The organism is Deltaproteobacteria bacterium, assembly GCA_009929795.1.
GTDB lineage: Bacteria > Desulfobacterota > Desulfovibrionia > Desulfovibrionales > Desulfomicrobiaceae > RZZR01.
In genome coordinates this window covers 43,600-68,341 of record RZZR01000003.1, presented here as the reverse complement: position 1 = coordinate 68,341, position 24,742 = coordinate 43,600, and the positions used below count along the sequence as shown (strand labels likewise).

Genomic DNA, 24,742 nt, shown 5'->3' with positions numbered 1-24,742 from the left:
CTGGCGGCGGCCGGGCTGAACGCGGCCCACGCCTGTGCCACGGCGGTAAAAACCATCGCGGTGGATTACTGGGACTTCGCCCTGGCCAGCCAGCGTTTGGACTTGGCCATCGAGGCCGAATGCCGTAGCCAGAAAATCCTGGAGGACACCCGGATCATGGTGGCCCACGACGCCAAGCCCTTCTCCCTCATCAGCACCCTGGAGGCGGACTTGGCCACCAAGCGCGCCGAGCGCTACGCCCGCGAGCAGGACCTCTTCCGGAGCCGCGGTCAACTGGCCCTGGATCTGGGCATGGAGCCGAGAAAGAAGCGCATCACCTCTGAAATCGAGCGATGCTCGAGCGAGTTCTACCGGGGATTCCTGTCCGGCATTTTCGACGCCGACGGCTCCGTGCAGGGAAATCAGGACAAAGGGGTCAGCGTCAGGCTGGCCCAGAGCGACCTGGACGACCTCAAGGCCGTGCAGCGTATGCTTCTGAGGCTGGGAATCTTTTCTGCCATCTACGAGAACAGACGGCCGGAAGGAATGAAACTGTTGCCGGACGGCCGGGGAGGGCATCGGGAATACCCTGTTCAGGCCCAGCACGAACTGGTCATCTCCCGGGATAACCTGTTCCGCTTCAGAGATGTTGTCGGTTTTAACGACGAGACCAAGCAATCGACTTTGAACACCAGGTTGGCAGGATATCGGCGCACCCCCAATCGCGAGCGGTTTCTGGCCGAGTTTCTGGAACTTATCCCGGAAAATGTAGAAGAAGTCTTCGACGTCCAGGTTCCCGGGGCGAACCGTTTCGATGCCTGCGGTCTGGTGGTCCATAATTGCGGCGAGCAGCCGCTGCTTCCCTATGAGGCCTGCAATCTCGGATCCATCAATCTGGAGCGTTTCCACGATGCCGAGTCCGACGACGGGGTCGATTGGGAAGGACTGAAAAACGCCATTCATTTGAGCGTCCACTTTCTGGACAACGTCATCGACGCTTCGGTCTATCCCCTGCCCAAAATTACCGAGACCGTGAAGCGGAACCGGAAGATCGGACTGGGGCTCATGGGCTGGGCCGATTTGCTTTTCCAGCTGGGCATCCCGTACAACAGCCAGCGGGCCCTTCGTCTGGCCGAGCGGGTCATGGATTTCTTGCAGTCCGAGGCGCGGTCGGCATCCAAAAGCCTGGCAATGGATCGGGAACCGTTTCCTTCATTCGAGTCCTCGGTCTATAAAAGTCAGAATCTCGGCCCCTACCGGAATGCCACGACCACGACCATCGCCCCCACCGGAACCCTGTCCATCATCGCCGGATGCTCGTCGGGGGTCGAACCCCTGTTTGCCTTGAGTTTTGTCCGTCAGGTTCTGGACGGGGAGCGCCTGCTGGAGGCCAATCGGCATTTCGTCAAGGCCCTGGAGAACTCCGGGGCATACAGCGCCAAGCTTATGGATGAGGTCACGGCCAAGGGCACGGTCCAACATGTTGAATATCTGCCGGACGAGATTCGAAAAGTGTTCGTCACGGCCATGGACATCGCCCCGGAGTGGCACTTGAAGATGCAGGCCGCCTTCCAGAAATTCACGGACAATGCCGTTTCCAAGACCGTGAACCTCCCCAATTCGGCCACCCAGGAAGATATCTGGGCCATCTACTGGATGGCTTACGAGAATGGCTGCAAGGGCGTGACCGTGTACCGGGACGGCTGTAAGAGCGTCCAGGTCCTCTGCACCGGCGACCGGACCAAGGAGGAGGGCCGGGCCGAGTCCAGGGCGGTAAAGGAGCGTCCTGAGATCATGTACGGATTCACCCAGAAGGTGAAGACCGGCCTGGGCGAGCTCTACCTCACGGTCAACGAACATGAGGAAGGCAAACCTTTCGAGGTTTTCGCCACCATCGGGCGTTCGGGTCGGTCCATAACGGCCAAGGCCGAAGCCATCGGTCGGCTGGTGTCCTTGATCCTCCGTTCAGGCATCCCGGTGGAGGAGGTGGTCAAGCAGCTCAAGGGCATCGGGGGAGAGCATCCCGTCTTTCAGAAAAAAGGCATGCTTCTCTCCATCCCCGACGCCGTGGCCTGGGTCCTGGAGAACCGGTACATGTCCGGCCGGACCCCGAAGTCCAAGGCCAACGATTTAAAGGAGGCCCAGTGCCCGGAGTGCTCCCAGCCCCTGGTCTTTCAGGAGGGATGCTTCGTCTGCGCTTCCTGCGGCTACACCAAGTGCGGATAGGCCCGGACCGGAACAGGGCATGACCGTTTGCAACGGCCAGAGGGATTCCTTTGTTCTCCAGATGCTGTCCGTGCTCACGGACCAAAAGCACCGTCTGGAGGATAGGCTTCAGAAAAGCATAGGGATTCTCCTGGCCAGCGTCCAAGCCAGGGCCGGTTCGATCATGCTGGCCGAGGGCAGAGATAAGACCCTGAAGATTATGGCCGCCACCAACGAGCGGATCAGGGGCAAGGTTTTGCCCATTGATCCCCACTCGGTGTCCGGGTACGTCAGCGTCCATCTGGAGCCGTTGCTCGTCGAGGACATCAACCAGGATCTTCGTTTCGGCAGGCGGGGTGGCTCCTATCAGACGGACTCGCTTTTGTGCGTTCCTCTCCTGTCGGAACACGGCAACGGCCTTTTGGGGGTGGTCAACGCCTCGGACCGGGAGGACGACGAATCCTTCACGGTGGGGGATCTGGACCTGATGGTCGGATATGCCCGGATCGTCGCGCCCATGGTGGAGAACGTCTGCCTCCTGGAGCGGGTCCGACAGGAAAAGGAACTCTATGAGCGGACGGCCCGAGAACTGGAGATCAAGCAAAGGGAACTGGAACTGACCGGAAGGGAGCGAGACGAACTGGTCCAGATGGTGGTTCACGATTTCAAGAGTCCGCTTTCGGCAGTGATCTCCAACCTCGATCTTCTCCTGTACATGGGACTGGAAGGCGAGCAAGAGGCCATAGCGGGCACGGCCCTCAAGGGGGCCTCGTCGTTACTTCAGATGATCAACGATTTTCTGGACATCGCTCGCATTGATCATTGGCGAGAACGGTCGGGAAAGCTGGTGCCCGTGGATCTGCAGGCCGCAGCCCAAGAGGTGGCCGACGAACTCAGGCCCATGTCCGAGGCTAAGGGGCAGGTCATGATCGTTCCCGACTCAGAGGCCGTCATGGTCATGGCCGATGGGGATTTGCTTCGGCATCTCCTTCAGAATCTCTTTTCCAACGCAGTCAAGTACACTCCCGAAGGCGGCCGCATCGCCATGGGCTGGTCGACCTGGGAGTCCAGGCGCAAGCAGGACCCGTACGGAAAGGTGGTCAAGTTCTGGGTTGAGGATGATGGGCCCGGCGTGGCCGACGACCTCAAGGAGGCCGTGTTCGAGAAATTTTTGCGGACCAGGGAGGCCAGGGATTCCAACGTCCAGGGGACGGGAATCGGTCTCTTTTTCTGCCGCAAGATAGCAACCCTCCTGCAGGGCCGGATATGGGTCGAGGATGCCGAGCCCCATGGCAGTCGGTTTTGCGTGATCCTTTTTCGATCGGAGGATGAATGATCGACAAGGCCAAGCCGGTCCTTGTGGTGGAGGACATCCTGGCCGCCCGGGAGACGGTGATCAACCTGCTCCGCGTTCTCGGCTTCAAACGTTTCGAGGAGGCGGCCAACGGGGAGGAGGCCCTGGAGACGTTGCGATCCGTTCCCGGCGTAACCCTTATCGTCTCCGACTGGAACATGCCCAGGATGAATGGCCTTCTCTTGCTTCAAGAGATCCGCAGAACTCCGCAATGGTCTGATATTCCCTTTCTGATGCTGACCTCCAAGTCCGAAGGCGAGGACGTGGCCTTGGCCTCGGACATGGGTGTGACGGGCTATCTGGTCAAGCCCCTGACCATCAGGGCACTGGCCAAGTGGATCGAGGGCAGGCTGGGCGAGAGTCCGGACGTTGAATTCGAACGAATATTGAAGGAAGTCCGCATGCTCGTGTCCGAGGACCGGGTGGGCGAGGCCGAAGCATTGCTCCGGGATTTCGGATCGAGACAGCCCTCTTTGGCCCAGCGGGCCATGTTCGAGCTGGCTCGCATCCTGGTTCGGGTCGGTCGTTTGCCCGACGCGGAGGTCTTGATCAGAAACATTCTTGCGGCTAATCCAATGCACACCAAGGCCTGGGAGATCTGCGCGGGGATACAGATTCGGGACGGACGGCTGGCCGAGGCCGAGGAGTCCACGCGACGGGCTCTTGAGCTGAGCCCCAACAATCCCGATCACCATATACTGATGGGCAGGATCCACCTCATGGCCGGCGACTCCCTCCAGGCCAAGGCGAGCTTTGTCAGGGCCATGAACGTCAATTCTAGGGATCACAAGGTCAAGCAGGACATCTGGAACGCCTACCTCGATCAGGGCATGGTTGAGGAGGTCTATGCCGAGTTCGGTCCCTTCATCATGAAGTTTTTGACCGCCGAGACTCTGGGCAACATGGGTGTGGCTTGGCGGAAGGCCGGTCGTCTGGGTGAGGCCATCGAGGCCTACCAGATGGCCCTGGAAAAGGAACCGAACAACGCTGGGGTTCTCTATAATATGGCCATGGCCCAGCTCGGCCAGCACAACGTGAAGCTGGCGACGAATTATCTTCGGAGGGCATTGGCGGCCAGGGCGATTTTTCCCGAGGCCGTTCAGGCCCTCGAACGGTTGGGGATCAAGAGGGAGGAACAATGATCGAGGTCAACCATCTCTCCTTTTCCTTCGGGCGCCATTGGGTCCTCAAGGACGTCACCTTCAGCGTCGGCAAGGGGGAATTCGTCTTTCTGACCGGTCCCTCCGGGGCGGGAAAGACCACCCTCATGAGGGTCCTTCACGGTGCTTTGCCGGTGACCAGAGGAAATGTGAGCGTGGCCGGGTTTGCCCTCGCCCCGAAAGTCCGCCCCAGGGTCGATCTCCTGCGGCGGAAGGTCAGCGTGGTCTTTCAGGATTTCAAGATTCTTCCGGACCGGACGGCCTTTCAGAACGTCATGATCCCCCTGCATATCATCGGACTGCCCCCCTCCAGGGCCGAGCGCAGGGTCAGGGCAGTGCTACGGAGCCTCCAGCTGGAGGACAAGGCCGACGTCCCCTGCCGAGAGCTGTCCGGGGGTGAACAGCAACGGGTGGCCATCGCCAGGGCCGTGGTGGTCAACCCGGCTGTGCTCCTGGCCGACGAGCCCACAGGCAATCTGGACCGGAGCTTGGCCATGCGCCTTCTGGCCGTGTTTCGGCAGTTTCATCTCCACGGGACGACCATCGTTCTGGCCACCCACAACCACGACGTGCTCAAGAGCCAGCCCGGGGGCCGGATTCTGCAGCTCAATGATGGGCGGATCGAAGGGGAATACACCGTGCCGGGAGGTGGACAGTGATGCGTAATTTCGGACTCCTGACCCTCCAGGGCGTCATGGACGTTTTCCGTCAGCCTTGGGCTCTGACCTTGACCTTGGCGGCCATCGTCCTGGTGACCATCATGGGCGGCAGCTTCCTCATGGTCATGCATAATCTGGAACTTCAGTTGAATCGTCATCGAGGGTCGGTCCAGTTCCAGGTCTACTGGCGGCCGGGAACGGAACAGACCTTGGTCCAGGCCGACTGGGAGGCCCTGCGGGGCTTGGAAGGTCTGAAGTCGTTGAAAACCTTCACCCCGGACCAGGCCCTGGAGGTATTGTCCGAGTCCTTGGGAGCGGCCCAGGACAAGGGGCTCGGCGGAGCCGCCAATCCCCTTCCGGCCACGGCCCTGGCCGACTTCGATGTTCCCGATCCGGACGTGCAGGCCTGGGGTAAGGCCATGTATGGCCGCCTGTCGACCATGCCCCAGGTTGCCGAGGTCCATTTCAATCCGGTCCAGCTGGACACCCTCTCCTCCTGGGTGACCATGGTCCGCCGGGTGTTTTGGCCGTCGCTGGTTTTTCTGGCCTTGGTGGCGGCCCTGGCCGTGGGTAACACCATCAAGCTTTCCCTGGTTCGCCGCCGGGAAGAGGTGGACATCCTCCGGTTGGTCGGGGCGGGCAGGTGGTACATTCAATATCCCCTGCTCATAGGCGGCGCGGTTCAGGGATTCTTGGGCGGGATTCTGGCCCTCGGAGCTCTCAAGGGCCTCCAGATTGCCATGGCCAGGGCTTTGGATTTCCCCCCCCTGTGGATGCGAATTGAATTCCTCCCCCCCGAGCAGGCCCTTGCCCTAATTGGGGGTCTTGTTCTGACCGGCATGGCCGGAAGCCTGGTGGCTCTTGGAGAATGACGGAATGCGCGAGATCATACTCATCAATGTTTCGGGACGCGACTGTCCGGGTCTGACGGCCAGCCTTGCGGAAGTCTTGGCCCAGTACAATGCGAATATCCTGGACATCAGCCAGGCCGTGATCCATGACGGACTGGCCTTGGGGCTGGTGGTGGAGATTCCTCCGGAGTCGGAGTCGTCGCCGATCCTCAAGGAACTTCTCTACAGGGCCCACAATCTCGACGTTCAGCTCAAGTTTACGCCCATCGGGGAGGAACGCTACGAGGAATGGGTTTCGGTCCAGGGCCGGCAGCGGCACATCGTCACCATTCTGGGCCGGAGGATCTCGGCTAGGGCCCTGGCCATGGTTTCGGCGGTCATTTTTGAAAACGGCCTGAACATCGATTTCATGTCCCGCCTGTCGGGCCGGATTTCCTTTCGGAGGCAAGCAGTCAGGCCCAGAGCCTGCATGGAGATTTCGGTCAGAGGCACGCCGCTGGACCGGACGGCCATGCGTTCGGCCTTCATGGACATTTCCAGGAATTGCGGAGTGGACATCGCGTTCCAGGAGGACAACGCCTTTCGCCGAAACCGCCGCCTGGTGGCCTTTGACATGGACTCGACCTTGATCGAGGCTGAGGTCATCGACGAACTGGCCAAGGCCGCGGGGGTCGGGGCCGAGGTGGCCGAACTCACCGCCCGGGCCATGCAGGGTGAGATGGATTTCAGAGAAAGCCTGACAAGGCGAGTGTCACTCCTGCAGGGGCTTCCGGCTGAAGTCCTCGGTGAGGTGGCCAGGACTCTGCCTTTGACCGAAGGGGCCGAGCGGGTGATCCGGACCCTCAAGTTTCTGGGCTACAAGCTGGCCATTATTTCGGGCGGGTTCGGCTATTTCGGGCGACTGCTTCAGAAACGTCTGGACATCGACTATGTCTGTGCAAACGAACTGGAGATAGAAGGCGGACGCCTGACAGGGAAGATCGTCGGGAAAATCGTGGACGGAGCTCGGAAGGCCGAAATTCTGAGAGAAATTGCAGACAAGGAGCGTATCGACCTGGAGCAGGTCATCGCCGTGGGCGACGGGGCCAACGATCTTCCAATGATCGACATCGTCGGATTGGGCATCGCCTTTCACGCCAAGCCCGTGGTCAAGGCCGGAGCCGGGCAGAGCATCTCTCACCTCGGTCTGGACGGAATTCTCTATTTTTTGGGCATTCGGGACCGGGACGCATTCCCTGGCTCCGAGGAGCCTGCCGGGGAAGGTCCCCCAAGTCTGAAGTAATTGCCGCGGCTAGTCTGCGGGGACCCCGGAACCGGCCTTGGCTTCGTCCCAGAGCTCGTTTTTGGATTCAAGATCAAGGGAATCAAGTTCGTATCCCCGTTCGGCAGCCAAATCCTCCATGGCCGCGTAGCGTCTCAAAAACTTGGCGTTGGCCCTGGACAGGGCAGCGTTGGCCTTGAGGCCGCGGCGGCGGCCGTATTCGACCAGGGCAAAAAGATAGTCTCCGAATTCGTCCTCCATGTGGTCCTTGTCCTTCCGGTCGAGGGCCTGCAGCCATTCATGCCACTCATGGCCGAGGGCGGTCTCCTGATCCTCGTCCGAATGCCAAGTGAACCCGACCCTGGCGGCTTTTGCGTTGATTCTGTAGGCCCGGAGCAGGGGAGGGAGAGATGCCGGTAGGGAGGCAAAGGCTCGCTTCGGACCCGGTCCGGTTTCCTTCTCGGATTTTTCTTCTTTTTTGATCCGTTCCCAATTGTCCCAGAGCTCACGAATGGAGCCGACCACAGTGTCTGAAAAGACGTGGGGATGGCGGCGGATCATCTTGGTCGCCGAGTGCCGGTAGACTTGATCGGCGGTCAAATTGTGATCACGGTAGAGGCGGAGGATGAAGAAGAGCAGGAAGAAGACGTCGCCCAGCTCCTCATCAATGTCGCCCAGGACCCCGGACCGGATGGCCTCGGCCAGTTCGAAACATTCCTCCACGAGATAGTCGCAGAGGGACAGAGGCGTCTGCTTTCGGTCCCACGGGCATCCCTCCGGGGCCAGCAGACGGTCAAGTACTTCGTCGATGGGGTTGTCGCTCATTGCCGGTCCGTATCCTTGAGGTTTTCTGCCCATTCACCCTTCCAGAATTCGGCCAAGGACTTGCTCTTTTCCTTGAATTGTTCCTTCATTTCCTGAGGCAGAAGGGCTGAGATCTGTTTGTTAAGGTGCGTGAGGTGTGGGGCCAGTTTTGAACTGGCCACAATGGGTGAGTTTTGGGGCAGGAAGGTGGTCAGGGCCAGGATCAGAACGCATCCGAAAAGAAGACCCTTGGCTCCGCCGAGGATTCCTCCCCCGAGGGTGTCGAGCCAGCCGAGCATAATCAGGCGAAGAAAGCGCCGAACGATCGTTGAAACGAGAAAGGCTCCAAGCATTACACCTAAAAATACAAGTAGATACGAGATAGCCTGGGCATATTCGTAGACTACGTATCTGGCCACGAGAGGAGTGATTTGATTATGGTAGGAGTTGGCCAGATAAAAGGCCAGGACGAGTCCGACAATGGAGGCCACTTCCCGGACGAGGCCCCGGAAGCACCCTCGTATGAGCATGAAAGCGGCCACGCCGAGGATGATGATGTCGAGCAGGTTCATGGAGTCGGTCCGTTTTTGTCCGAGGTTTCAAGTGATGGGGAGGATTGGGTAGCGCAGATCCGGTATGGGGTAAAGAGTGAAGGAGCGCCGCCGAACCGGATGAGCCGGGTCGGCGGCGAAAAATCATCGACAGGGTCACTGGTTGGCGTCGCGGTTCGATGCGTGGGGCGTGACCATGATATAGTCTTTGATCTTGTTGAAGGTTTCCTCTCCGATACCCTTGACCAGCCTGATTTGTTCGATGCTTTGGAACGGTTCCACGGTGCGTTGCTCGACGATCCTCTCGGCCAGAACAGGCCCGATGCCGGGAATGGTCTGGAGGGTTTCGGCAGAGGCCGTGTTGATGTCAATTTTTTCCGACGCCGAGGCCGGCAGAGTGGACACGATCAAACCAAGGGCGAGAAGACAAAACACGATGCGGCCAATTTTCTGGAACATACGCAACCTCCTTCAGAAAAAATTAAAAATTGAACGATCGGTACAGATTTTTTATAATTTTTGCAAGAGGAATAAAGAGAAAATCAAAAAGGTGACACTCCGTATCGTTGCGCGTTGCCGGGCAGCCGTTCGGATCGCCTACGCGAACAGGTCATGTTTCGATGCAGTCGGCCAGGGTCTGGTCGACGAAGACCTGTGCCTCGGCCTGGATGCTGCGGAGATGATCGAGCCCCATGAAGCTTTCGGCATAGATCTTGTAAATATTTTCCGTTCCCGAGGGACGGGCTGCAAACCAGCCGCTGGCTGTCACAATCTTGAGTCCCCCGATGGGTGCGTCGTTGCCTGGGGCCCGAGTCAAAACCTGAAGGACGGGTTCTCCGGCCAGGGCCTTCAGTTGCATTTTTTCGGGATTGAGCCTGGAAAAGGCTTGGCGGCGGATGTCGTCGATGGGGGCATCTGTTCGCTCATAGATCGAGGACCCGAACCGATCCTCCAGTCGCCGATACCGGGCTCCGGGATCCTGCCCGAGAACCGCGGTGATCTCAGCGGCCAAGAGATCCATGATGATGCCGTCCTTGTCCGTGGTCCAGACGGTTCCGTCCCGGCGCAGGAACGAGGCCCCGGCCGATTCCTCACCGCCGAAGCCCAGGGTCCCTTGCAGAAGCCCGTTGACGAACCACTTGAACCCAACAGGGGTCTCGTGAATTTCGCGACCCAGGCCTGCGGCCACTCGGTCGATCATGGAACTGGTCACAAGGGTCTTGCCAATGCCGACCTTCGTGCCCCATTGCTCCCGATGGGAAAAGAGATAGTCCACGGCCACGGCCAAATAGTGGTTGGGGTTCAAGAGCCCGGATCCGGCGGTGACAATTCCGTGCCGATCGTAGTCGGGGTCGTTGGCGAAGGCGATGTCGAAGCGGTCCTTGAGCGCGATGAGATTCGACATGGCAAAGGGCGAGGAGCAGTCCATGCGTACGACCCCGTCCCGATCCAGGGGCATGAATGAGAAGGTGGGGTCCACCCGCCTGTTGACCACGACGATATCCAGCCCGTAGCGATCGGCGATGGGGTCCCAATAGGCGATGCCCGAGCCTCCCATGGGGTCGACTCCGAGCCGGAGGCCGGCTTGGCGAATGGCCTTCATGTCCACAATGTTTTCGAGGTCCGAGACATAGTGGTCAATGAAGTCAAAGGGCTGGATTCGGCCCGAGGCCCGGACGCGGTCCAGAGTCAGGCGTCTAACTGACCGCAGATTTTCGGACAGGAGCCTGTTGGCCCGTCGGGCGATGTCGGTCGTGGTGGCCGTGTCGGCCGGGCCTCCCTGGGGCGGATTGTACTTTATGCCGCCGTCCTGGGGAGGGTTGTGGGACGGAGTGATCACGATTCCGTCGGCCAGGGTTTCGGACCGGCCGCGGTTCCAGGTCAGAATGGCGTGGGAGACAACTGGGGTCGGGGTATAGCCTCCTCCGTTTTGAATACGGACATCGATCTCGTTGGCGGCGAGGACCTCCAGAGAGGTCAAAAAGGCCGGCTCGGACAGGGCATGGGTATCCTTGCCGAGAAAGAGAGGGCCGTCGATGCCGGCTTTCCGTCGACAATCGGCGATGGCCTGGCAGATTGCGGCAATGTGATCCTCGTTGAAAGTTCGCATAGGGGCTGAACCCCGATGCCCTGATGTGCCGAAGGAAACCCTCTGGGCTGGTTCTTCGGGGTCCGGGGACAAGGTGTAGTAGGCGGACACGAGGGCCGGGATGTTGGCGAGGTCCTCATCGGGGACCGGGCGGCCGGCTAAGGGGTGGGGTCGCATGGAGAGCCTCCTGCCGTGGGCTGAGATTATCCTGGGCGGGAATTTTTTCGACATTCATCATTGATCCCAGGCAAAGTCAAACTGGTTTCCAAATAGTACTGGCCTGTACATACAGGAAGGGTTCGAAAATCATGGCGGCCAAGAGGACACGGGTGCGAGCGCACGGTTTGTGTGGAAAAAACAAAGGCCGAGGATTTCAGGGACGGTCGTGAAACGGGAATTGGTCATGCATGCCAACTGTCAGGGCGAGGTCCTTTTGCGGATGCTCGGAGGTCACGACGAGTTCGTTCAGGCTTTCGATTGCCGCCTGTTCACCAACTACATCCGGGAGCCCTTACCGGCTGATGTCCTCGCAGGTTGCGACGTCTTTCTGTATCAATATTTGGGAGACGAGTGGGGAGAATTGGCATCCAACCGCCTTTTGTCCCAACTCGGACCCAAGTGCGTCTCGCTGTGTATTCCCAACTATTTTTGCCGGACGTACTGGCCGTTGGAGTTCAACGCGGGGAAAAACGTCCTTCGAGACAGGCTGCTCGAAGACATCAGAAAACATCGTCCGACCAGAAAGGAGTTCATCCATCTGGCCTCTAGGCCGTCTCTGCTCAGACACTACGATCTTCAGGGAATCGTTGAACGATCTCTGGCCCATGAGCGAGGCAAGGAAGTCAGGACGCCCATAAAATATCTGGATCGGATGATTTCCGAGGGTCGAAAACGACGCCTTTTCCACACCATAAACCACCCCGGGGTAGAATTGCTGGTGGATACTGCCAACCAGATTCTGGATCAACTGGGCTTGGATCCCTCGCTCGTCTCCGATTCGCTCGGCCCGGATGACTACTACACGGCCCTGGATCTTCCCGTTCATCCCGGTCTGGCCGAGATTTTCAGCCTGGAATGGCTGGACGAGAAGACAACGTTCAACCTCTACGGGTATAGGGTGAATTATGCCCAATTTGTCCTGATCTATTCCGAGTATCGGGATTCGGGAGTAGATTCCTTCATCAAATTTATGTCTCGGCTTCATGGCCGGGCCAACACCGGGGCAGATTCAGATTAAGATGCATCGGGGCCTTGACCCGCGGATTGATATGGTTCAAATGTCTGGGCTATGCAAAAACAATCGATACCACTGATATGGGCGATGGTATTCTTGGCCGGTTTGTCGGGATTGATCCAGCCTGACCGCTCGAAGGCCGAGGAAAGCGGAACCGAGGTCGTCAGCCACACGGTCAGCAAAGGAGAATGGTTGTTCAAGATCCTGCGAGAGAGCGGATACTGTCAGGATGACTGCCGGGTCCTTCTACCGGAGATCAGGGCCTTGAATCCCGATATCGGTGACGTTGAAATTCTGAAGCCCGGCCAAGTCGTTTTTCTTCCCGGCCGGGAAAGCGAAACATTTGCAGAGGATCAAGCCGAGGCCGGATCCGCCGAAAATTTGATTCAAGCCGAGGATGATGAGGCTGCGCAGGTGCTTCCGGAGTGGCGAAGCATAGAACACGTGGTCCAGCCGGGCGAGAGCGTGTTCAAGATTTTTCGAAGGCACGGGGTTTTGGATGGAGGTGTTGTGTCTAAGGACACCATGACCGCCTTTCACCGCCTGAATCCCGATCTCGTTGACGTGAACAGAATAACTCCCGGGATGCGCCTCCTGGTCCCGGTTCGGGTTCCCATGGCCTCAGAGAAGCGGCAACGGGACGTGGCGGATCAGACCATGGCCGTAGACTGGCCGGCCGTGACCTGGGCCATGGTCGAACGCCTCGGGTTCGTCTTCTCTAAGGGAAGGGAAGTCCTGATTCCTGCTCCGGGGGGCCGCTGGTGGCGGATTGATCTAGGGGCCGTTCGTTTTGCCCGAGATCCCTTGGGCGGTCAGATCGTATTCGTGCCCCAGGATATGTTCAAATCCTGGCCTGACGAGTTGAAGCGTCTTTTTCCCAAGACATGCGTGTATGGCCGTCCCCTGACCATGGCAGGCTTAGCCCCGCCTTTGGCGGAAGCCTATCCGGGTCGGCTCAAGTTCTGGACCCGCAACCATCCTTTCATCGTCCATTCCCGGGGCGTTGGCATTGAGGCCCAGGCAGAGGCCCTGGTCCAGGTGGAGTGTGATGGGGACAGCGTTTTGCATGTTTTCACCGTGTCCCAGTCGGGTGGAGGGGAGTTTCCGGAACTTCTTCGTTCCTATCTGGAACTCGCTCGGGTCTACCTGGTCACCATTCCCCCGGATGGAAACTTGTCGGCCGAGGAGGAAGACAGAGAGGCCATTGGCCGGGGCGCGCTGTTTGTGCCCTGGATTCGCGGGGCCAAGGTCAGAACCGGGCTGCTTCAGGTTCCAGGGCTTGCCGATATTTCAGGCGAATGTCCGGAGGATCTGTCCGGATACTTCGCCTGTCTCAAGAATGAAGGCTTGGCGGCCGAGAGGACCCTGTACCTGTCCTGGAAGGCCCAAGGCGGACATGTGGCCCTGTCCGTCCCAGCCCGGGTGATCGACAGCAAGCAGACCAAGGTCGTTCTTCTGGACGAGCGCACGGCCGATCCCTATCTCGTGGCCCTGTTTTCCCTCAAGGGCTATCGCTGTTTCGCCGTTCGGGACATGGAGTGACGACCGGCGTCGCGCAGTGGCCCACGCTCCAAGACTGAAGCTCTACGCGACCATCAAGGGAGCGAGCGAGCCCGACCTGGACGTTTTGTGTTCCCTCGGACCCGAGTTTGAAGTTTGTCGGCAGGGTCCGGGGACAGCGGATATAGCCTACGAGGGAGGATATATGGCCCACGAGGAGATCGTGGACCTCATTTCCCGATCCGTCGCCCGTCAGGGCCGGGCCTGGATCGACGTCATTGACGTCGAGGCCTGGGAAATGGAGCGGTACCTGATCGACCCCGAAGGGACGTTGTCCAAGACAATTCCTCTGAACGAGGCGCTTGAAGGTTTTGCCTTCGAGTGACACTCAACACCACTCCATCATCGTGTCAGATTTCACCCATCTTCATTGCCATACCGAGTACAGCTTTCTGGACGGAGCAATCCGAATCCAGGATCTCTGCGCCAAGGCGGTGGATTTCGGTTTTTCGGCCGTGTCCATCAGCGATCACGGGAGCATGTTTGGAGCCTTGGATTTTTATCTCAAGGCCCGTTCCTTCGGATTGAAGCCGATCATCGGATCCGAGGTCTATGTGGCCCCCCGGTCCATGGAAGACAAGGATCAGCAACGGTTTCATCTCCTGCTTCTGGCCCAGGACCTGGAAGGGTATCACAATCTCGTCCGTCTGGTGTCGACCGGGTATACCCGAGGATTCTACTACAAACCCCGGGTGGACAAGGCCGCCCTGAGGCAATGGGGGGCAGGGCTCATCGCCTGTTCGGCATGTCTCCAAGGGGAAGTCCCGTATCGGTACAGGCACGAAGGCATGGACGCCGCCTTGAAGACCGCCAAGGAGTATGCAGCCATTTTTCCGGGCCGTTTCTATCTGGAACTCATGGAAAACGGCATGGACGATCAACGGGAGGCCAATGAGGGTTTGGTCAAGCTGGCCGCCCAGACAGGCTTGCCGCTGGTGGCCACCAACGACTGCCATTATCTGAATGAGGAAGACGCTGAGGCCCACGACGTGCTTCTTTGCATCGGTACCGGCAAGACCGTTGAAACGAAAAAACGTCTTAGGTTCGGTTCCGACCAGTTCTTCTACAAGTCGCCGGAGCGAATGGAGGCCGAGTTCTCCTTCTGTCCCCAGGCGCTTGAGAACGTGGAGCGGATTGTTCAGGCCTGCAATGTGGAATTGGAACTGAACGTGCACCATTTTCCGGTCTATCAGGTGCCCGAGGGGCGGAGCCTTGAGGAGGAATTCCGGGATTTGGTCAACCAAGGCCTCAAGGCCAGGATCAAGGCACTGCCCTATGAGATCGACGAGGAAATTTATTGGAAACGCTTGAACTTCGAGCTGGACATCATCTGTGAAAAGGGGTTCCCGGCCTATTTTCTGATTGTTCAGGACTTCATCAACTGGGCCAAGTCCAAATCAATCCCGGTAGGCCCTGGTCGGGGGTCCGCGGCCGGAAGCCTCGTGTCCTACGCCCTGCGGATCACCGATCTCGACCCGATCCGCTATGGACTCATCTTCGAGCGGTTTCTGAATGTCGAGCGGGAGAGCCTCCCGGACATCGACGTGGATTTTTGCTACAATCGACGGGACGAGGTCATCCGTTATGTTACGGAAAAATACGGCTTCGATCACGTGGCCCAGATCATCGCTGTGGGGACCATGAAGGCCCGTGGGGTGCTCCGGGACGTCGGCAGAGCTCTCGACATTCCTTTGCCCACTGTGGACAGGGTGGCCAAGCTCGTTCCCACGGATTTGAAGATGACCCTCAAAAAGGCCCTGGAGCAGGAGCCGGAGCTTCAGAAGCTGGCCGACGAGGACGAGTCAATCGCCGAACTTCTGGATGTTTCCCGCAGGTTGGAAGGGTTGGCCAGGCATCCTTCGACCCACGCAGCGGGTATTGTCATCTCGAGAAAGCCCATGATGGAGTACGTTCCGCTCTTCAAGGGCAAGAACGACGAACTGATCACCCAGTTTGACATGAAGAAGGTTGAAAAGTCCGGGCTGATCAAGTTCGACTTTCTCGGTCTCAAAACCCTGACCGTGATCGATGAGACTTTAAAGCTGATTGCCGGGCGGGGAGTGGCTCCCCCGGTGTTGGAGACCATTCCCCTGGACGATGCCAAGACCTACGAAATGCTTGGCCGAGGGGAGAGCGAGGGGGTCTTTCAGCTCGAAAGCTCGGGGATGCGGGCCGTTCTCAAGGATCTGGGCCCGACCTGTTTCGAGGATGTCGTCGCCCTGCTGGCCCTCTACCGCCCAGGTCCGCTAGAAAGTGGCATGGTCAAGGATTTCGTGGACCGCAAGCATGGCCGGACCAGGGTCGAGTATCCGTATCCCTGCCTTGAAAAAGTCCTGGATCCGATCCTCAAGGACACCTACGGAGTAATTCTCTATCAGGAACAGGTCATGCGTATAGCTTCGGACATGGCCAATTATTCTTTGGGGGAGGCGGATATCCTCAGGCGGGCCATGGGCAAGAAGGACGAGGCGGTCATGGCCCAGCAGCGATCTCGGTTTCTTCAGGGAGCCAGGGCCAACGGCATACCCGACGAGGCTGCGGACTACATCTTCGACTTGGTCCGGAAGTTCGCCGGTTACGGATTCAACAAGTCCCATAGTGCCGCCTATGCACTGATTTCTTACCAGACGGCCTATCTGAAGGCCCATTATCCGGTGGAGTTCATGGCTGCCATCGTCACCTCGGAGGTCAACGATTCGAACAAGGTCATGGTCCACATCAATGCCTGTCGGGATGCCGGCATCGAGATCCTGCCTCCGGACGTGAATTGGAGTCGATACCAGTTTACGGTTGAGGACGGAAAGATCCGTTTTGGGCTGGCCGGTATCAAGGGAGTAGGTCAGGGAGCGGCGGAGCTTTTGGTGGCCGAGCGTGAGGCTGGGGGCCCCTACCAGAGTTTGTTGGACCTTTGCCAGAGACTCGATTTGAAGAGGGTGAACAAAAAAGTCCTCGAATGTTTGATCAAATCCGGAAGCATGGACTGTCTGGGGTGCGCACGGGCGATGTTGATGGCCGGTCTGGACCGGGCCCAGTCTGCGGCTCAGAAGACGGCCAAGCAGAAGTCCATGGGCCAGTTGTCGCTGATGACCTTCATGCCCGAGACCAAGACCTGTTCCATGACGGGTTTGGGCATGGACCTTGACAGCGAACCCGACGAATATCCGGAGGAGGAGCGTCTGCGCCTGGAGAAGGAGAGTTTCGGATTTTTCCTCTTTAGCCATCCGCTTTCTCCTTACCGCACGGACATTGACCGCCTCGGGTTGAAGCGCCTGGCCGACTGCCTGGACCTCGACAACGGGACCAAGGTCAGGGTGGCGGTTGTTGTCACCGGATTGAAGAAGATTGTCAGCAAAAAAGGCGAAAGGATGGCCTTCGCCCAGATCGAGGATATGACCGGAGCTGCGGAGGCGGTTATCTTTCCGTCGGTCTTCGCGACCTGCAGACAATGGCTCGAGCAGGACGTTCCTCTGGTCATCGAGGGAAGCCTGAAGCGGGATCAGGACCAGGCCGAGGAGGGAACGTCCGCCAGAACCAAGGTTTTGGCCGAGTCCTTTGTTTCCTTGACGGATGTCATAAGCTCCGGAACCGAGCCTGTGGATTTAGAGTTCTCGTCAGAGGACCTGGACGCCTGCCTCGACGGTCTTGCTGGCTTGCTGGCCGCCCACCCCGGTTCCTGCCCGGTCCGGATTTCGGTGCGGGACAATGATTTTCACTGCCGGCTCCAACTGGGAGGGCGGTGGTGCGTTGGGCCGGAGCCGTCCTTTTGGCGGGAATATGAGCGATTGAGCGGGAGGCCTCAATGACGACCAACGGCGAATGGACCTTGACCGTTGCTGGCGAGTTCAGCGCGTCGCATCAGCTTCGACACTACGAAGGGAAATGTGAGGCCCTGCATGGCCACAACTTCGGGGTCGAGGTGGCGGTCAGCGGGACGAGGCTGAACCCCAAGACAGGCATCCTTCTGGACTTCAAGACTCTCAAGGCCATGCTTGGGGAGGTATTGTCCCTGCTGGACCATCGCCACCTCAACGAATTGCCGGAGTTCACCGAGATCAATCCGTCTTCCGAGACTCTGGCCCGTTTTATCTACGAAGCCTTGGCTTCCAAAGTCCAGGGGCTGGCGGTCCGCCTGGAATACGTTTCGGTGTCGGAGAAGGCCGGGTCCACGGCCACCTTTCGAAGTCGGAACGGAGTATCCTCAATGGTTCCGGATGATTGTGCATGAGAATTGCTTTGCAACGGGTTCGGCGGGCTAATGTTTGTGTCGGATGCGAGACCGTGGCCGAAATCGGAACCGGACTCCTGCTCCTGGCGGCTTTCGGCCCCAAAGATTCGCCAGATTCCCTGGAGGCCGGCGGACGAAGAACCCGCATGATTTCCAAGATCCTGAATTTGAGAATCTTTCCCGACGAAAAAGGGGTGATGAATCTGTCCCTAGTCGATCACGGCGGGGAAGTCCTGGTGGTATCCCAGTTCACGCTGTACGCCGATTGCCGGAAGGGACGTCGGCCCTCCTATTCCGGATCCCTGCCAAGTCCTGATGCTAAATTGGCCTACGAGGCCTTTGTTCAGGAGATGGGACACTCCTTCGGCAAAGTCCGGATGGGCGTGTTCGGAGCAGACATGGATCTTGAACTCTGCAATTGGGGGCCGGTGACGATTGTGCTGGACAGTGAAGAACTTGAGAGTGCCCGCTGAAAATCGGGCGCTTAGAGCTGGGACCATGAACGATATTCTCATGTCCTGTCTGGTCATCGACGATTCGCCGGTTATCCGCGAACTGCTGCGCGGAGCCCTGGGGAAACGTTTCCAGGTTGAGGTGGCCGAGGATGGAGAGCCTGGCCTTGAAGCCTATCTGGCGTCGAGGCCCGATTGCATCTTCCTGGATCTGAATATGCCGGGCATGGGCGGCAAGGAATGCCTTCGCTATATCCGGGAGCAGGCCAACGACCAGGACGTGTACGTCATCGTCTTGACCGCCAATGACACGCCCCAGGACATGGCCGAGGCCCTCAACCTCGGCGCCAATGATTTTTTGACCAAGCCCTTTCACATGGAGGTCCTCATGGCTCGGGCCGGTTCGGCCCTCCGCCATGTCCAGCTCATGCGCCAGCTTCGTCAAGCCTACGAGCGGATTGCTTTGGACGTGGCCGCTGCGGCCGAGCTGCAGGCCAAACTTCTCCCCCGGGGATATCTGGATTGCCCCGGAGCCTTGATCCAGGCCATGTACCACCCATCTGGGCAGGCCAGCGGCGACTACTACGATTTTTTCCCGGTCGGACCGGACACGGTCCGGGTGGTGATGGCCGACGTGTCCGGCCACGGAGTTCGGGCTGCCTTTGTCATGTCCATGATCAGGGCTCTCGTCCAGGGAACTCGGCAACATCTTCCCTCCCTGGCTCGGACCATGGCCTTGATCAACACCCAGATGACCGAGACCCTGGGCGATGAAGCCGACTTCGTGACATTTTTCGCAGCGGAGATCGATTTCAATGCCCATCGTCTGTCTTTTGTCAACGCGGGACATTGTCCCGGCATTCTGGCTCGTCCCGGAGGGGGGCACGAGCGGCTGGACCCCCAGTATCCACCACTGGGTTTTTTTCCCCTGGAGTTCGAGGTCCAGGAGTGCGAGTTCATGCCGGGGGCCGGTCTATTTTTGTTCACCGACGGCCTGTATGAATGGGATATGGGCCAGAGTGAGCTGTTCGGGTTCGAGCGATTTTGGGATCTGGCCGTGCGCCTGACCCGGGAAAGGCCGTTTCGGCTCGAGGGGCTGAAGATCGAGATGGAGGCCGCTCTGATTTCCCCGGCTACCTATAGGGACGATCTGACCGCTCTGTGGATCGAGGCCCGAAACCCGTCTTCCGGCGGGGAGATATGCGCCCAGCCCGCATCGATCAGAAATACGGTCGCCGAGAACCAGGTCATGACCATTGACGAGCCCGTATCCATCGGTATGGTCAGGCCAATAACGAGAACGGTACTGACCTTCCTCCGGGAGCACATTGGAGACGAATCGATTCTTTTCGACTGCGAACTGGCCATGACCGAAGCATTGGCAAATATCGCCGTTCATGGATACAATGGGCTTCCGGGCCGGGTCATGCTGCGGGTCGAATTCCGTCCTTCATGGGGGGTATCTATGGAGATCGAGGATTGGGGGCGAGATTTTGAGCGCAAGGAGGCGGTGACGACCCCGAGTCGCCGACAGATCCACGGTCGGGGGATGTTCATCATCCGTGCCCTAATGGACGAGGTGAAAATGCAGCGGCGGGGCGACCGCAATTCTCTGCTCATGCTCAAACGGACGAGGTAGGCTGGACATGGAAGATCTTTCCGTCGAATACAGGGATGGAGTGGCTTGGATCAGGCTGGACGGCGAACTGGTCCTGGACACCACGGCCGGGCTGAAGGCCCGCATGGAGGAAATTCTGGCAGATCCCTCCTGGCAGGCCCTTGTCTTTCAGTTGACCGACGTCGGTTTTCTGGACAGCTCTGGTATTGGCCTGCTCGTGGCCTTGAACAATCAGATCAAGCAGCGGGGCAAAAGCTTCTTTATTTACAAACCCTCTCAATCGGTGACCAAGACTTTGCATCTGGTCAAGTTGACCTCGTTTTTGACCATTGTTCAAGACGAGGAAGATCTCTTGGCCTCCCTTCCCGACTGAGCCTGTCGATGCGTTTTTTTCTCAAGCATCATTTCGACCCGGATTTCGATTATCAGCGTCTGAAGCCCAAAACGGACGATCATGGACGGGTCGATCATTTCAATCTCGGATACGTGCAGAACTCCATCATCGGTCAGGTGCTGGCCGAATGGATCCCGGTGCCGGACGATGCCCTTCCTGCGGGTTTGGATCCGAAATTCGTTTTCGATGACAAGATTTTTCCGGCGGGCCACAATTGCAGGCCCAACCCGGCCAACCCCGACCAGCTCGTCTCCACGGCCAACGGGTATGTGTTCTATCTGGACGAAAAAATTCACGTGAAACGGGTCCTGAACCTGCGCAAGGGGGTGAACTCCAGGACCGGAAACGTCTATTTTGTTTCGGACGCCATCGTCCACGGTGACGTGGCCTCGGGTTTTGAATGCCAGGCCCAGGACATCAGGGTCCAGGGCAATGTCGAGGCGGCCTCGCTTCAGGCCGGAGGGTCGGTTCTGATCGAAGGCGGGATCAAGGGGGCCAAGAAGGGTATGGTAAACGCGGTCAGGAGCATCCGGTGCTCGTATGCCGAGAATGCGATTCTCAAGGCCGGGGAGTCCATAATCGTCGACGGGGCGAGTATGCATTGCAACCTCTACGCGGGCCGGTTTATCACCGTCCGGAAGCGGCTTGTGGGCGGCGAAGTCCACTCCAGCCATGCGGTCTACGTCGGGGAGCAACTTGGAGGCGGCATGAACACCATGACCAAGGTGGTTCTGGGTTACGACGCTGGTCTGCTTGCCCGAGTCGAAGGATTGGACACTAAGATCGAGCGCCTCGAGGCGAGGTTGGATCTCTGCTCCCGGCAGGCCGAAAAAGGAGCGGCCCACAAGGAGGGATGCCTGGATGAGGGGGCCAAACTGGAGCGGAAGCTCGACATCTTGAAGAGAAAACGCGCCGGTACCTGGGAGGATCTGGAGGCCGGTTTCAATCCTAGGGCCAAGTTGTTGATTCCCGGGGAGATCAGGCCCGGAGTGTTTGTCCAGATCGGAAGCTCGCAGATGAAGGTTAATGATTTTCTCAGGGACAAAAGGTTTGTGCTCCAGGACGGCGAGGTGGCCATGCTGTCCCCGGCTCTGGAGAAATGAGGCTCGAAGTGATAACGATCGGAGCGTCCGCCGAACCGGGAGGCGCATGGATTTAGGAACTATTGTCGGCATTGTTGCCTGTTTCGGCCTTGTCGTCACGGCCATCCTCTTCAACGGAAGCCTCGTGGCGTACGTCGATGTGCCGTCCATTCTGATCGTCATCGGTGGGACCGTGAGCGTGACTTTTGTCATGTATCCGATGATCGCTGTTTTCGGGGGCTTCAAAGTCATGCTCAAGGCCTTTCTGAGTAAGGCCCCTGACGCCCGGAGGCTCATCCGCCAGATCGTCGATCTGGCCAACGTGGCCAGAAAAGATGGCCTGGTGGCCCTGGAAAAGGCTCCGGTGGAGGACGCCTTTCTGAAGAAAGGTCTGCTCATGGTCGCTGACGGCACCGAGGAACATCTGGTCCGATCGGTCATGGAGACCGAGATCAACTTCATGAAGCAGCGCCACCACCAGGGCCAGGGTATCTTCAAGGGCATGGGGACCATGTCGCCGGCCTTCGGCATGATTGGGACTCTGGTCGGCCTGGTGAATATGCTTCAGAATCTTTCCGACCCGGCGTCCATCGGTCCGGCCATGGCCGTGGCCCTGCTGACGACTTTGTACGGGGCCTTGCTGGCCAACATTGTCTTTTTGCCCATCGCCAATAAGCTGGGCCAACTTTCGGCCCTGGACGCCCTGTACATGGAGATCACGGTCGAGGGGGTGGTCTCCATCCTGAACGGTGACAACCCGAGGATCTTGCAGGAGAAGTTGGAGGCCTTCCTATCACCCACCCTTCGGGGAGGTGCGGAATGACCGCCAGGTCCGGGCAGGTGCGTTGCAAAAAACAGGAAGATCGCATGTGCGAAGAGGGTCTGCCTCCCTGGATGGCCACCTTCGCCGACATGGTCTCTCTGCTCTTGACCTTTTTCGTTCTCCTTTTGTCGTTCGCGAACATGGACATTCAGAAGTTCCAGGACATGATGGGTTCGGTCCGGGATGCGTTTGGTGTTCAGGTCAAACGACCTCCGACCAGTCACGTGGCCTTTTCCCCTTCCCTTTACGAACGCCAGGACGTTGCCCTTGACAGGGAGAGCAAGGCGATCCTGGATCTAACGCTCCAGATTAAGGCCCTGGTCAGCAACGACCAGGAAATCAAGAACGGCATAGAGATTTCTCCTGACGACCAAGGCGTGTTGATGCGGGTCGAAAGCGGGCTGATGTTTCCTCCCCAATCCGCCGTCCTCGAACCCAATGCATCTCTGGTCTTGAATGCGGTGATCGGCATTCTCAAGGAGCACAATTTCGATCTTGTGGTCAGAGGGCATACGGACGACCAGTACATCGCGTCGAGCGTCTACCCCTCTAATTGGGAATTGTCCTCGTCCCGGGCCGCGGCGGCGGTTCGGTATCTGGTGGACAAGGGGGGGATTTCCCCCTCGCGGCTCAAGGCCATCGGCTATGCCGGGACACGGCCTCTGGTGCCGAACGTCTCTGAGACCAACCGGGATATGAACCGCCGGGTGGAGTTCTACTACCATCAGCCCCAGTTCGAGAAATGGTGACCCAAGGAAACGGTTTCCTCTCCCGGGCGAAAGCCCGTCCTGTTCTGGACGGGGAGGAACTACTGGACGTGGTTGTCGTCAAAGCCGGGCTGGAGGTATCTCTGTGCGGTCGAGGCGGGCCAGTGTCCGAACGTCGCGTCTTCGAAGCCCTGATGGGGAAAGAACCCTGCTTGCCGGTGGTGTTGGGAAGCGGCCTTGGCCATGGCCTGAAATTTTTTCTGGAAGGCTGGGCCGGTCCTGTGGCCCTGGTGGACAAGGAATTCGATGTTCTCAGGTTGACCGGTTTGGACACTCTCGTCTCCAGGCATTCGAACCTGTTCTGGGTCTCGGACGGGGATGTTCGTGAAGCCCTGAACCGTCTGACTCAATGGCAGACTCGAAACGGAGGCCTGCCGTTGGTCCCGGTGATTCTGCCCGCCTATCTGCGTCTCGACCCGGAGTACTATCGCCCAATCCTCGAACATCTCAAGGCCAGCGCGCGGTTCAACATTTGGGACAGGCTCAGATACAAAAAGTTCACCAACCCGGCCTTGCCACGGATTCTGCTTCTGACCAGTTCCTATTTCCTCATCGGGGAACTTGAATCGGCCTGTCGGAGGTGCGGATTCACCTGCCGGCTTTTGCAGATGGAAAGCCAGGAGCAAGGATGCACGGCTTTCATAGAGGGGCTTCTTCAGGCCGTCCTTGAGTTCCGTCCGGATTTCGTCCTGACCGTCAACCATCTCGGCGTGGACCGCGAAGGGGTGCTGACCGATCTTCTGTCCCGGATGGAATTGCCCCTGGCTTCGTGGTTCGTGGACAATCCGGAACTGATTTTGTCGCTCTATCAGGGATTGGTCTCGAAGTGGGTGGCCGTATTTACCTGGGACCGGGACAATGTCGAGGGATTGCGGAGCCTGGGTTTCTCTTCGGTCGAGTATCTCCCCCTGGGAACCGATGTGACCCGTTTTGTTCCAGTCCGAACCGGGGTGGGATGGGACGCGGCCTTTGTCGGAAATTCCATGGTCTACAAGGTCGGAGCCAGGCTCAAAGCCGGACGTTTTCCACGTGAGCTTTTGCGGATCTACCGACAGACGGCCGATGAATATGCGGCCAGTTCGAACCGGTCGGTCCGGGTCTTTCTTGAAGAGAACCATCCCGAACTCTATGCCCATTTTCAAAAACTCGGAACACTGGAGCGGCAACTGGCCTTCGAGACCATGCTGACCTGGCAGGCCACTCTCGCGTACCGCCTCGCGTGCGTGCAGCGACTTTTGGAGTTCAGGCCGCTGATTGTCGGCGACCGGGGGTGGAGGAAACTTCTGCCCGGGGACCATTCCTGGCGATGGCAGGCGGAGATGAACTACTATCGGGATCTTCCAGGACTGTATCCAACCGTGGCCGTCAACTTTAACTGCACCAGCATGCAGATGAAAGGGGCCGTCAACCAGAGGGTCTTCGATGTTCCGGCCTGCGAGAGCTTTTTGCTGACGGACGCCAGAGAGCAGATAGAGACCCTGTTCGAGCCCGGCCGGGAGGTGGTCTGTTTCAGTCATCCGGACGAGATTCCGGATTTGGTCCGTCATTATCTGGCAAGGCCGGAGCAACGCCGAACCATGGCGGCCGCGGCCAGGACTCGGGTTCTGGCCGAACACACCTACGATCACCGCCTGGCCAGGATCGCCAAGATCATGGCCGAGGTCTACGCTTGAG

The 24,742-nt window shown here is 58.6% G+C and carries 22 protein-coding genes; 18 read left to right on the top strand and 4 right to left on the bottom strand.

Features of this window, described 5'->3' with window-relative positions; translation table 11 throughout:
* The 6 genes from EOM25_00940 to serB all read left to right on the top strand — a co-directional run.
* Positions 1-2,205, top strand: a 2,205-nt coding sequence (locus EOM25_00940; GenBank protein ID NCC23753.1) for a hypothetical protein, incomplete at its 5' end; no start/stop codon positions are given.
* A gap of 19 nt (positions 2,206-2,224) precedes the next feature.
* Complete coding sequence (locus tag EOM25_00935) at positions 2,225-3,520, top strand: GAF domain-containing protein (GenBank protein NCC23752.1); 1,296 nt, start codon at positions 2,225-2,227, stop codon at positions 3,518-3,520.
* Complete coding sequence (locus tag EOM25_00930; protein ID NCC23751.1) at positions 3,517-4,680, top strand: response regulator; 1,164 nt, start codon at positions 3,517-3,519, stop codon at positions 4,678-4,680. Before EOM25_00935 ends, EOM25_00930 begins: the two co-directional genes overlap by 4 nt.
* The gene (locus EOM25_00925; protein ID NCC23750.1) at positions 4,677-5,357 is read left to right on the top strand and encodes an ATP-binding cassette domain-containing protein; all 681 of its coding nucleotides are present in this window, start codon (positions 4,677-4,679) and stop codon (positions 5,355-5,357) included. The genes EOM25_00930 and EOM25_00925 overlap by 4 nt, the downstream gene beginning before the upstream one ends.
* The gene (locus EOM25_00920) at positions 5,357-6,229 is read left to right on the top strand and encodes an FtsX-like permease family protein (GenBank protein ID NCC23749.1); all 873 of its coding nucleotides are present in this window, start codon (positions 5,357-5,359) and stop codon (positions 6,227-6,229) included. Before EOM25_00925 ends, EOM25_00920 begins: the two co-directional genes overlap by 1 nt.
* 4 nt (positions 6,230-6,233) lie before the next feature.
* Positions 6,234-7,490 carry a phosphoserine phosphatase SerB gene (gene serB, locus EOM25_00915; protein NCC23748.1) on the top strand — a complete coding sequence of 419 codons (1,257 nt, stop codon included), beginning with the start codon at positions 6,234-6,236 and terminating at the stop codon, positions 7,488-7,490.
* Between the two features lie 9 nt (positions 7,491-7,499).
* Here the strand turns inward: serB and EOM25_00910 are convergent, their stop codons facing one another.
* From EOM25_00910 to EOM25_00895, 4 genes are all read right to left on the bottom strand, one after another.
* Positions 7,500-8,294 (bottom strand): nucleoside triphosphate pyrophosphohydrolase, encoded by a 795-nt coding sequence (locus tag EOM25_00910; protein ID NCC23747.1) that lies wholly within the window; start codon positions 8,292-8,294, stop codon positions 7,500-7,502.
* Positions 8,291-8,845 (bottom strand): CvpA family protein, encoded by a 555-nt coding sequence (locus EOM25_00905; protein ID NCC23746.1) that lies wholly within the window; start codon positions 8,843-8,845, stop codon positions 8,291-8,293. Before EOM25_00905 ends, EOM25_00910 begins: the two co-directional genes overlap by 4 nt.
* Positions 8,846-8,980: 135 nt before the next feature.
* Positions 8,981-9,283, bottom strand: a complete 303-nt coding sequence (locus EOM25_00900) for a helix-hairpin-helix domain-containing protein (protein NCC23745.1) — start codon at positions 9,281-9,283, stop codon at positions 8,981-8,983.
* A gap of 151 nt (positions 9,284-9,434) precedes the next feature.
* Positions 9,435-11,090, bottom strand: coding sequence for an alpha-D-glucose phosphate-specific phosphoglucomutase (locus EOM25_00895; GenBank protein NCC23744.1), 1,656 nt, complete (start codon positions 11,088-11,090; stop codon positions 9,435-9,437).
* Between the two features lie 226 nt (positions 11,091-11,316).
* On the opposite strand from EOM25_00895, the gene EOM25_00890 reads away from it, so the two are divergent.
* Genes EOM25_00890 through EOM25_00835 form a run of 12 tightly spaced genes read left to right on the top strand, consistent with a single transcriptional unit; the run spans position 11,317 to position 24,741 of the window.
* Positions 11,317-12,150 carry a hypothetical protein gene (locus EOM25_00890; GenBank protein ID NCC23743.1) on the top strand — a complete coding sequence of 278 codons (834 nt, stop codon included), beginning with the start codon at positions 11,317-11,319 and terminating at the stop codon, positions 12,148-12,150.
* A 51-nt stretch (positions 12,151-12,201) separates the two neighbouring features.
* Positions 12,202-13,689: a LysM domain-containing protein gene (locus tag EOM25_00885; GenBank protein NCC23742.1), complete on the top strand. Its 1,488-nt coding sequence runs from the start codon at positions 12,202-12,204 to the stop codon at positions 13,687-13,689.
* A gap of 16 nt (positions 13,690-13,705) precedes the next feature.
* Complete coding sequence (locus tag EOM25_00880; GenBank protein ID NCC23741.1) at positions 13,706-14,032, top strand: hypothetical protein; 327 nt, start codon at positions 13,706-13,708, stop codon at positions 14,030-14,032.
* Positions 14,033-14,054: 22 nt separating this feature from the next.
* Complete coding sequence (locus tag EOM25_00875; protein NCC23740.1) at positions 14,055-17,510, top strand: DNA polymerase III subunit alpha; 3,456 nt, start codon at positions 14,055-14,057, stop codon at positions 17,508-17,510.
* Complete coding sequence (gene queD / locus EOM25_00870; protein ID NCC23739.1) at positions 17,507-17,932, top strand: 6-carboxytetrahydropterin synthase QueD; 426 nt, start codon at positions 17,507-17,509, stop codon at positions 17,930-17,932. The genes EOM25_00875 and queD overlap by 4 nt, the downstream gene beginning before the upstream one ends.
* The gene (locus EOM25_00865) at positions 17,929-18,405 is read left to right on the top strand and encodes a D-tyrosyl-tRNA(Tyr) deacylase (GenBank protein ID NCC23738.1); all 477 of its coding nucleotides are present in this window, start codon (positions 17,929-17,931) and stop codon (positions 18,403-18,405) included. The genes queD and EOM25_00865 overlap by 4 nt, the downstream gene beginning before the upstream one ends.
* Positions 18,406-18,430: 25 nt before the next feature.
* Positions 18,431-20,023: a response regulator gene (locus EOM25_00860; protein NCC23737.1), complete on the top strand. Its 1,593-nt coding sequence runs from the start codon at positions 18,431-18,433 to the stop codon at positions 20,021-20,023.
* 7 nt (positions 20,024-20,030) lie between these two features.
* Positions 20,031-20,375, top strand: coding sequence for an anti-sigma factor antagonist (locus tag EOM25_00855; GenBank protein ID NCC23736.1), 345 nt, complete (start codon positions 20,031-20,033; stop codon positions 20,373-20,375).
* Between the two features lie 8 nt (positions 20,376-20,383).
* Positions 20,384-21,499 (top strand): DUF342 domain-containing protein, encoded by a 1,116-nt coding sequence (locus EOM25_00850; protein ID NCC23735.1) that lies wholly within the window; start codon positions 20,384-20,386, stop codon positions 21,497-21,499.
* A gap of 46 nt (positions 21,500-21,545) precedes the next feature.
* Positions 21,546-22,301, top strand: coding sequence for a motility protein A (locus tag EOM25_00845; GenBank protein ID NCC23734.1), 756 nt, complete (start codon positions 21,546-21,548; stop codon positions 22,299-22,301).
* Positions 22,298-23,050, top strand: coding sequence for a flagellar motor protein MotB (locus tag EOM25_00840; GenBank protein ID NCC23733.1), 753 nt, complete (start codon positions 22,298-22,300; stop codon positions 23,048-23,050). Before EOM25_00845 ends, EOM25_00840 begins: the two co-directional genes overlap by 4 nt.
* Positions 23,044-24,741, top strand: coding sequence for a hypothetical protein (locus EOM25_00835; GenBank protein NCC23732.1), 1,698 nt, complete (start codon positions 23,044-23,046; stop codon positions 24,739-24,741). The genes EOM25_00840 and EOM25_00835 overlap by 7 nt, the downstream gene beginning before the upstream one ends.
* The last annotated feature ends 1 nt before the right edge of the window (position 24,742 follow it).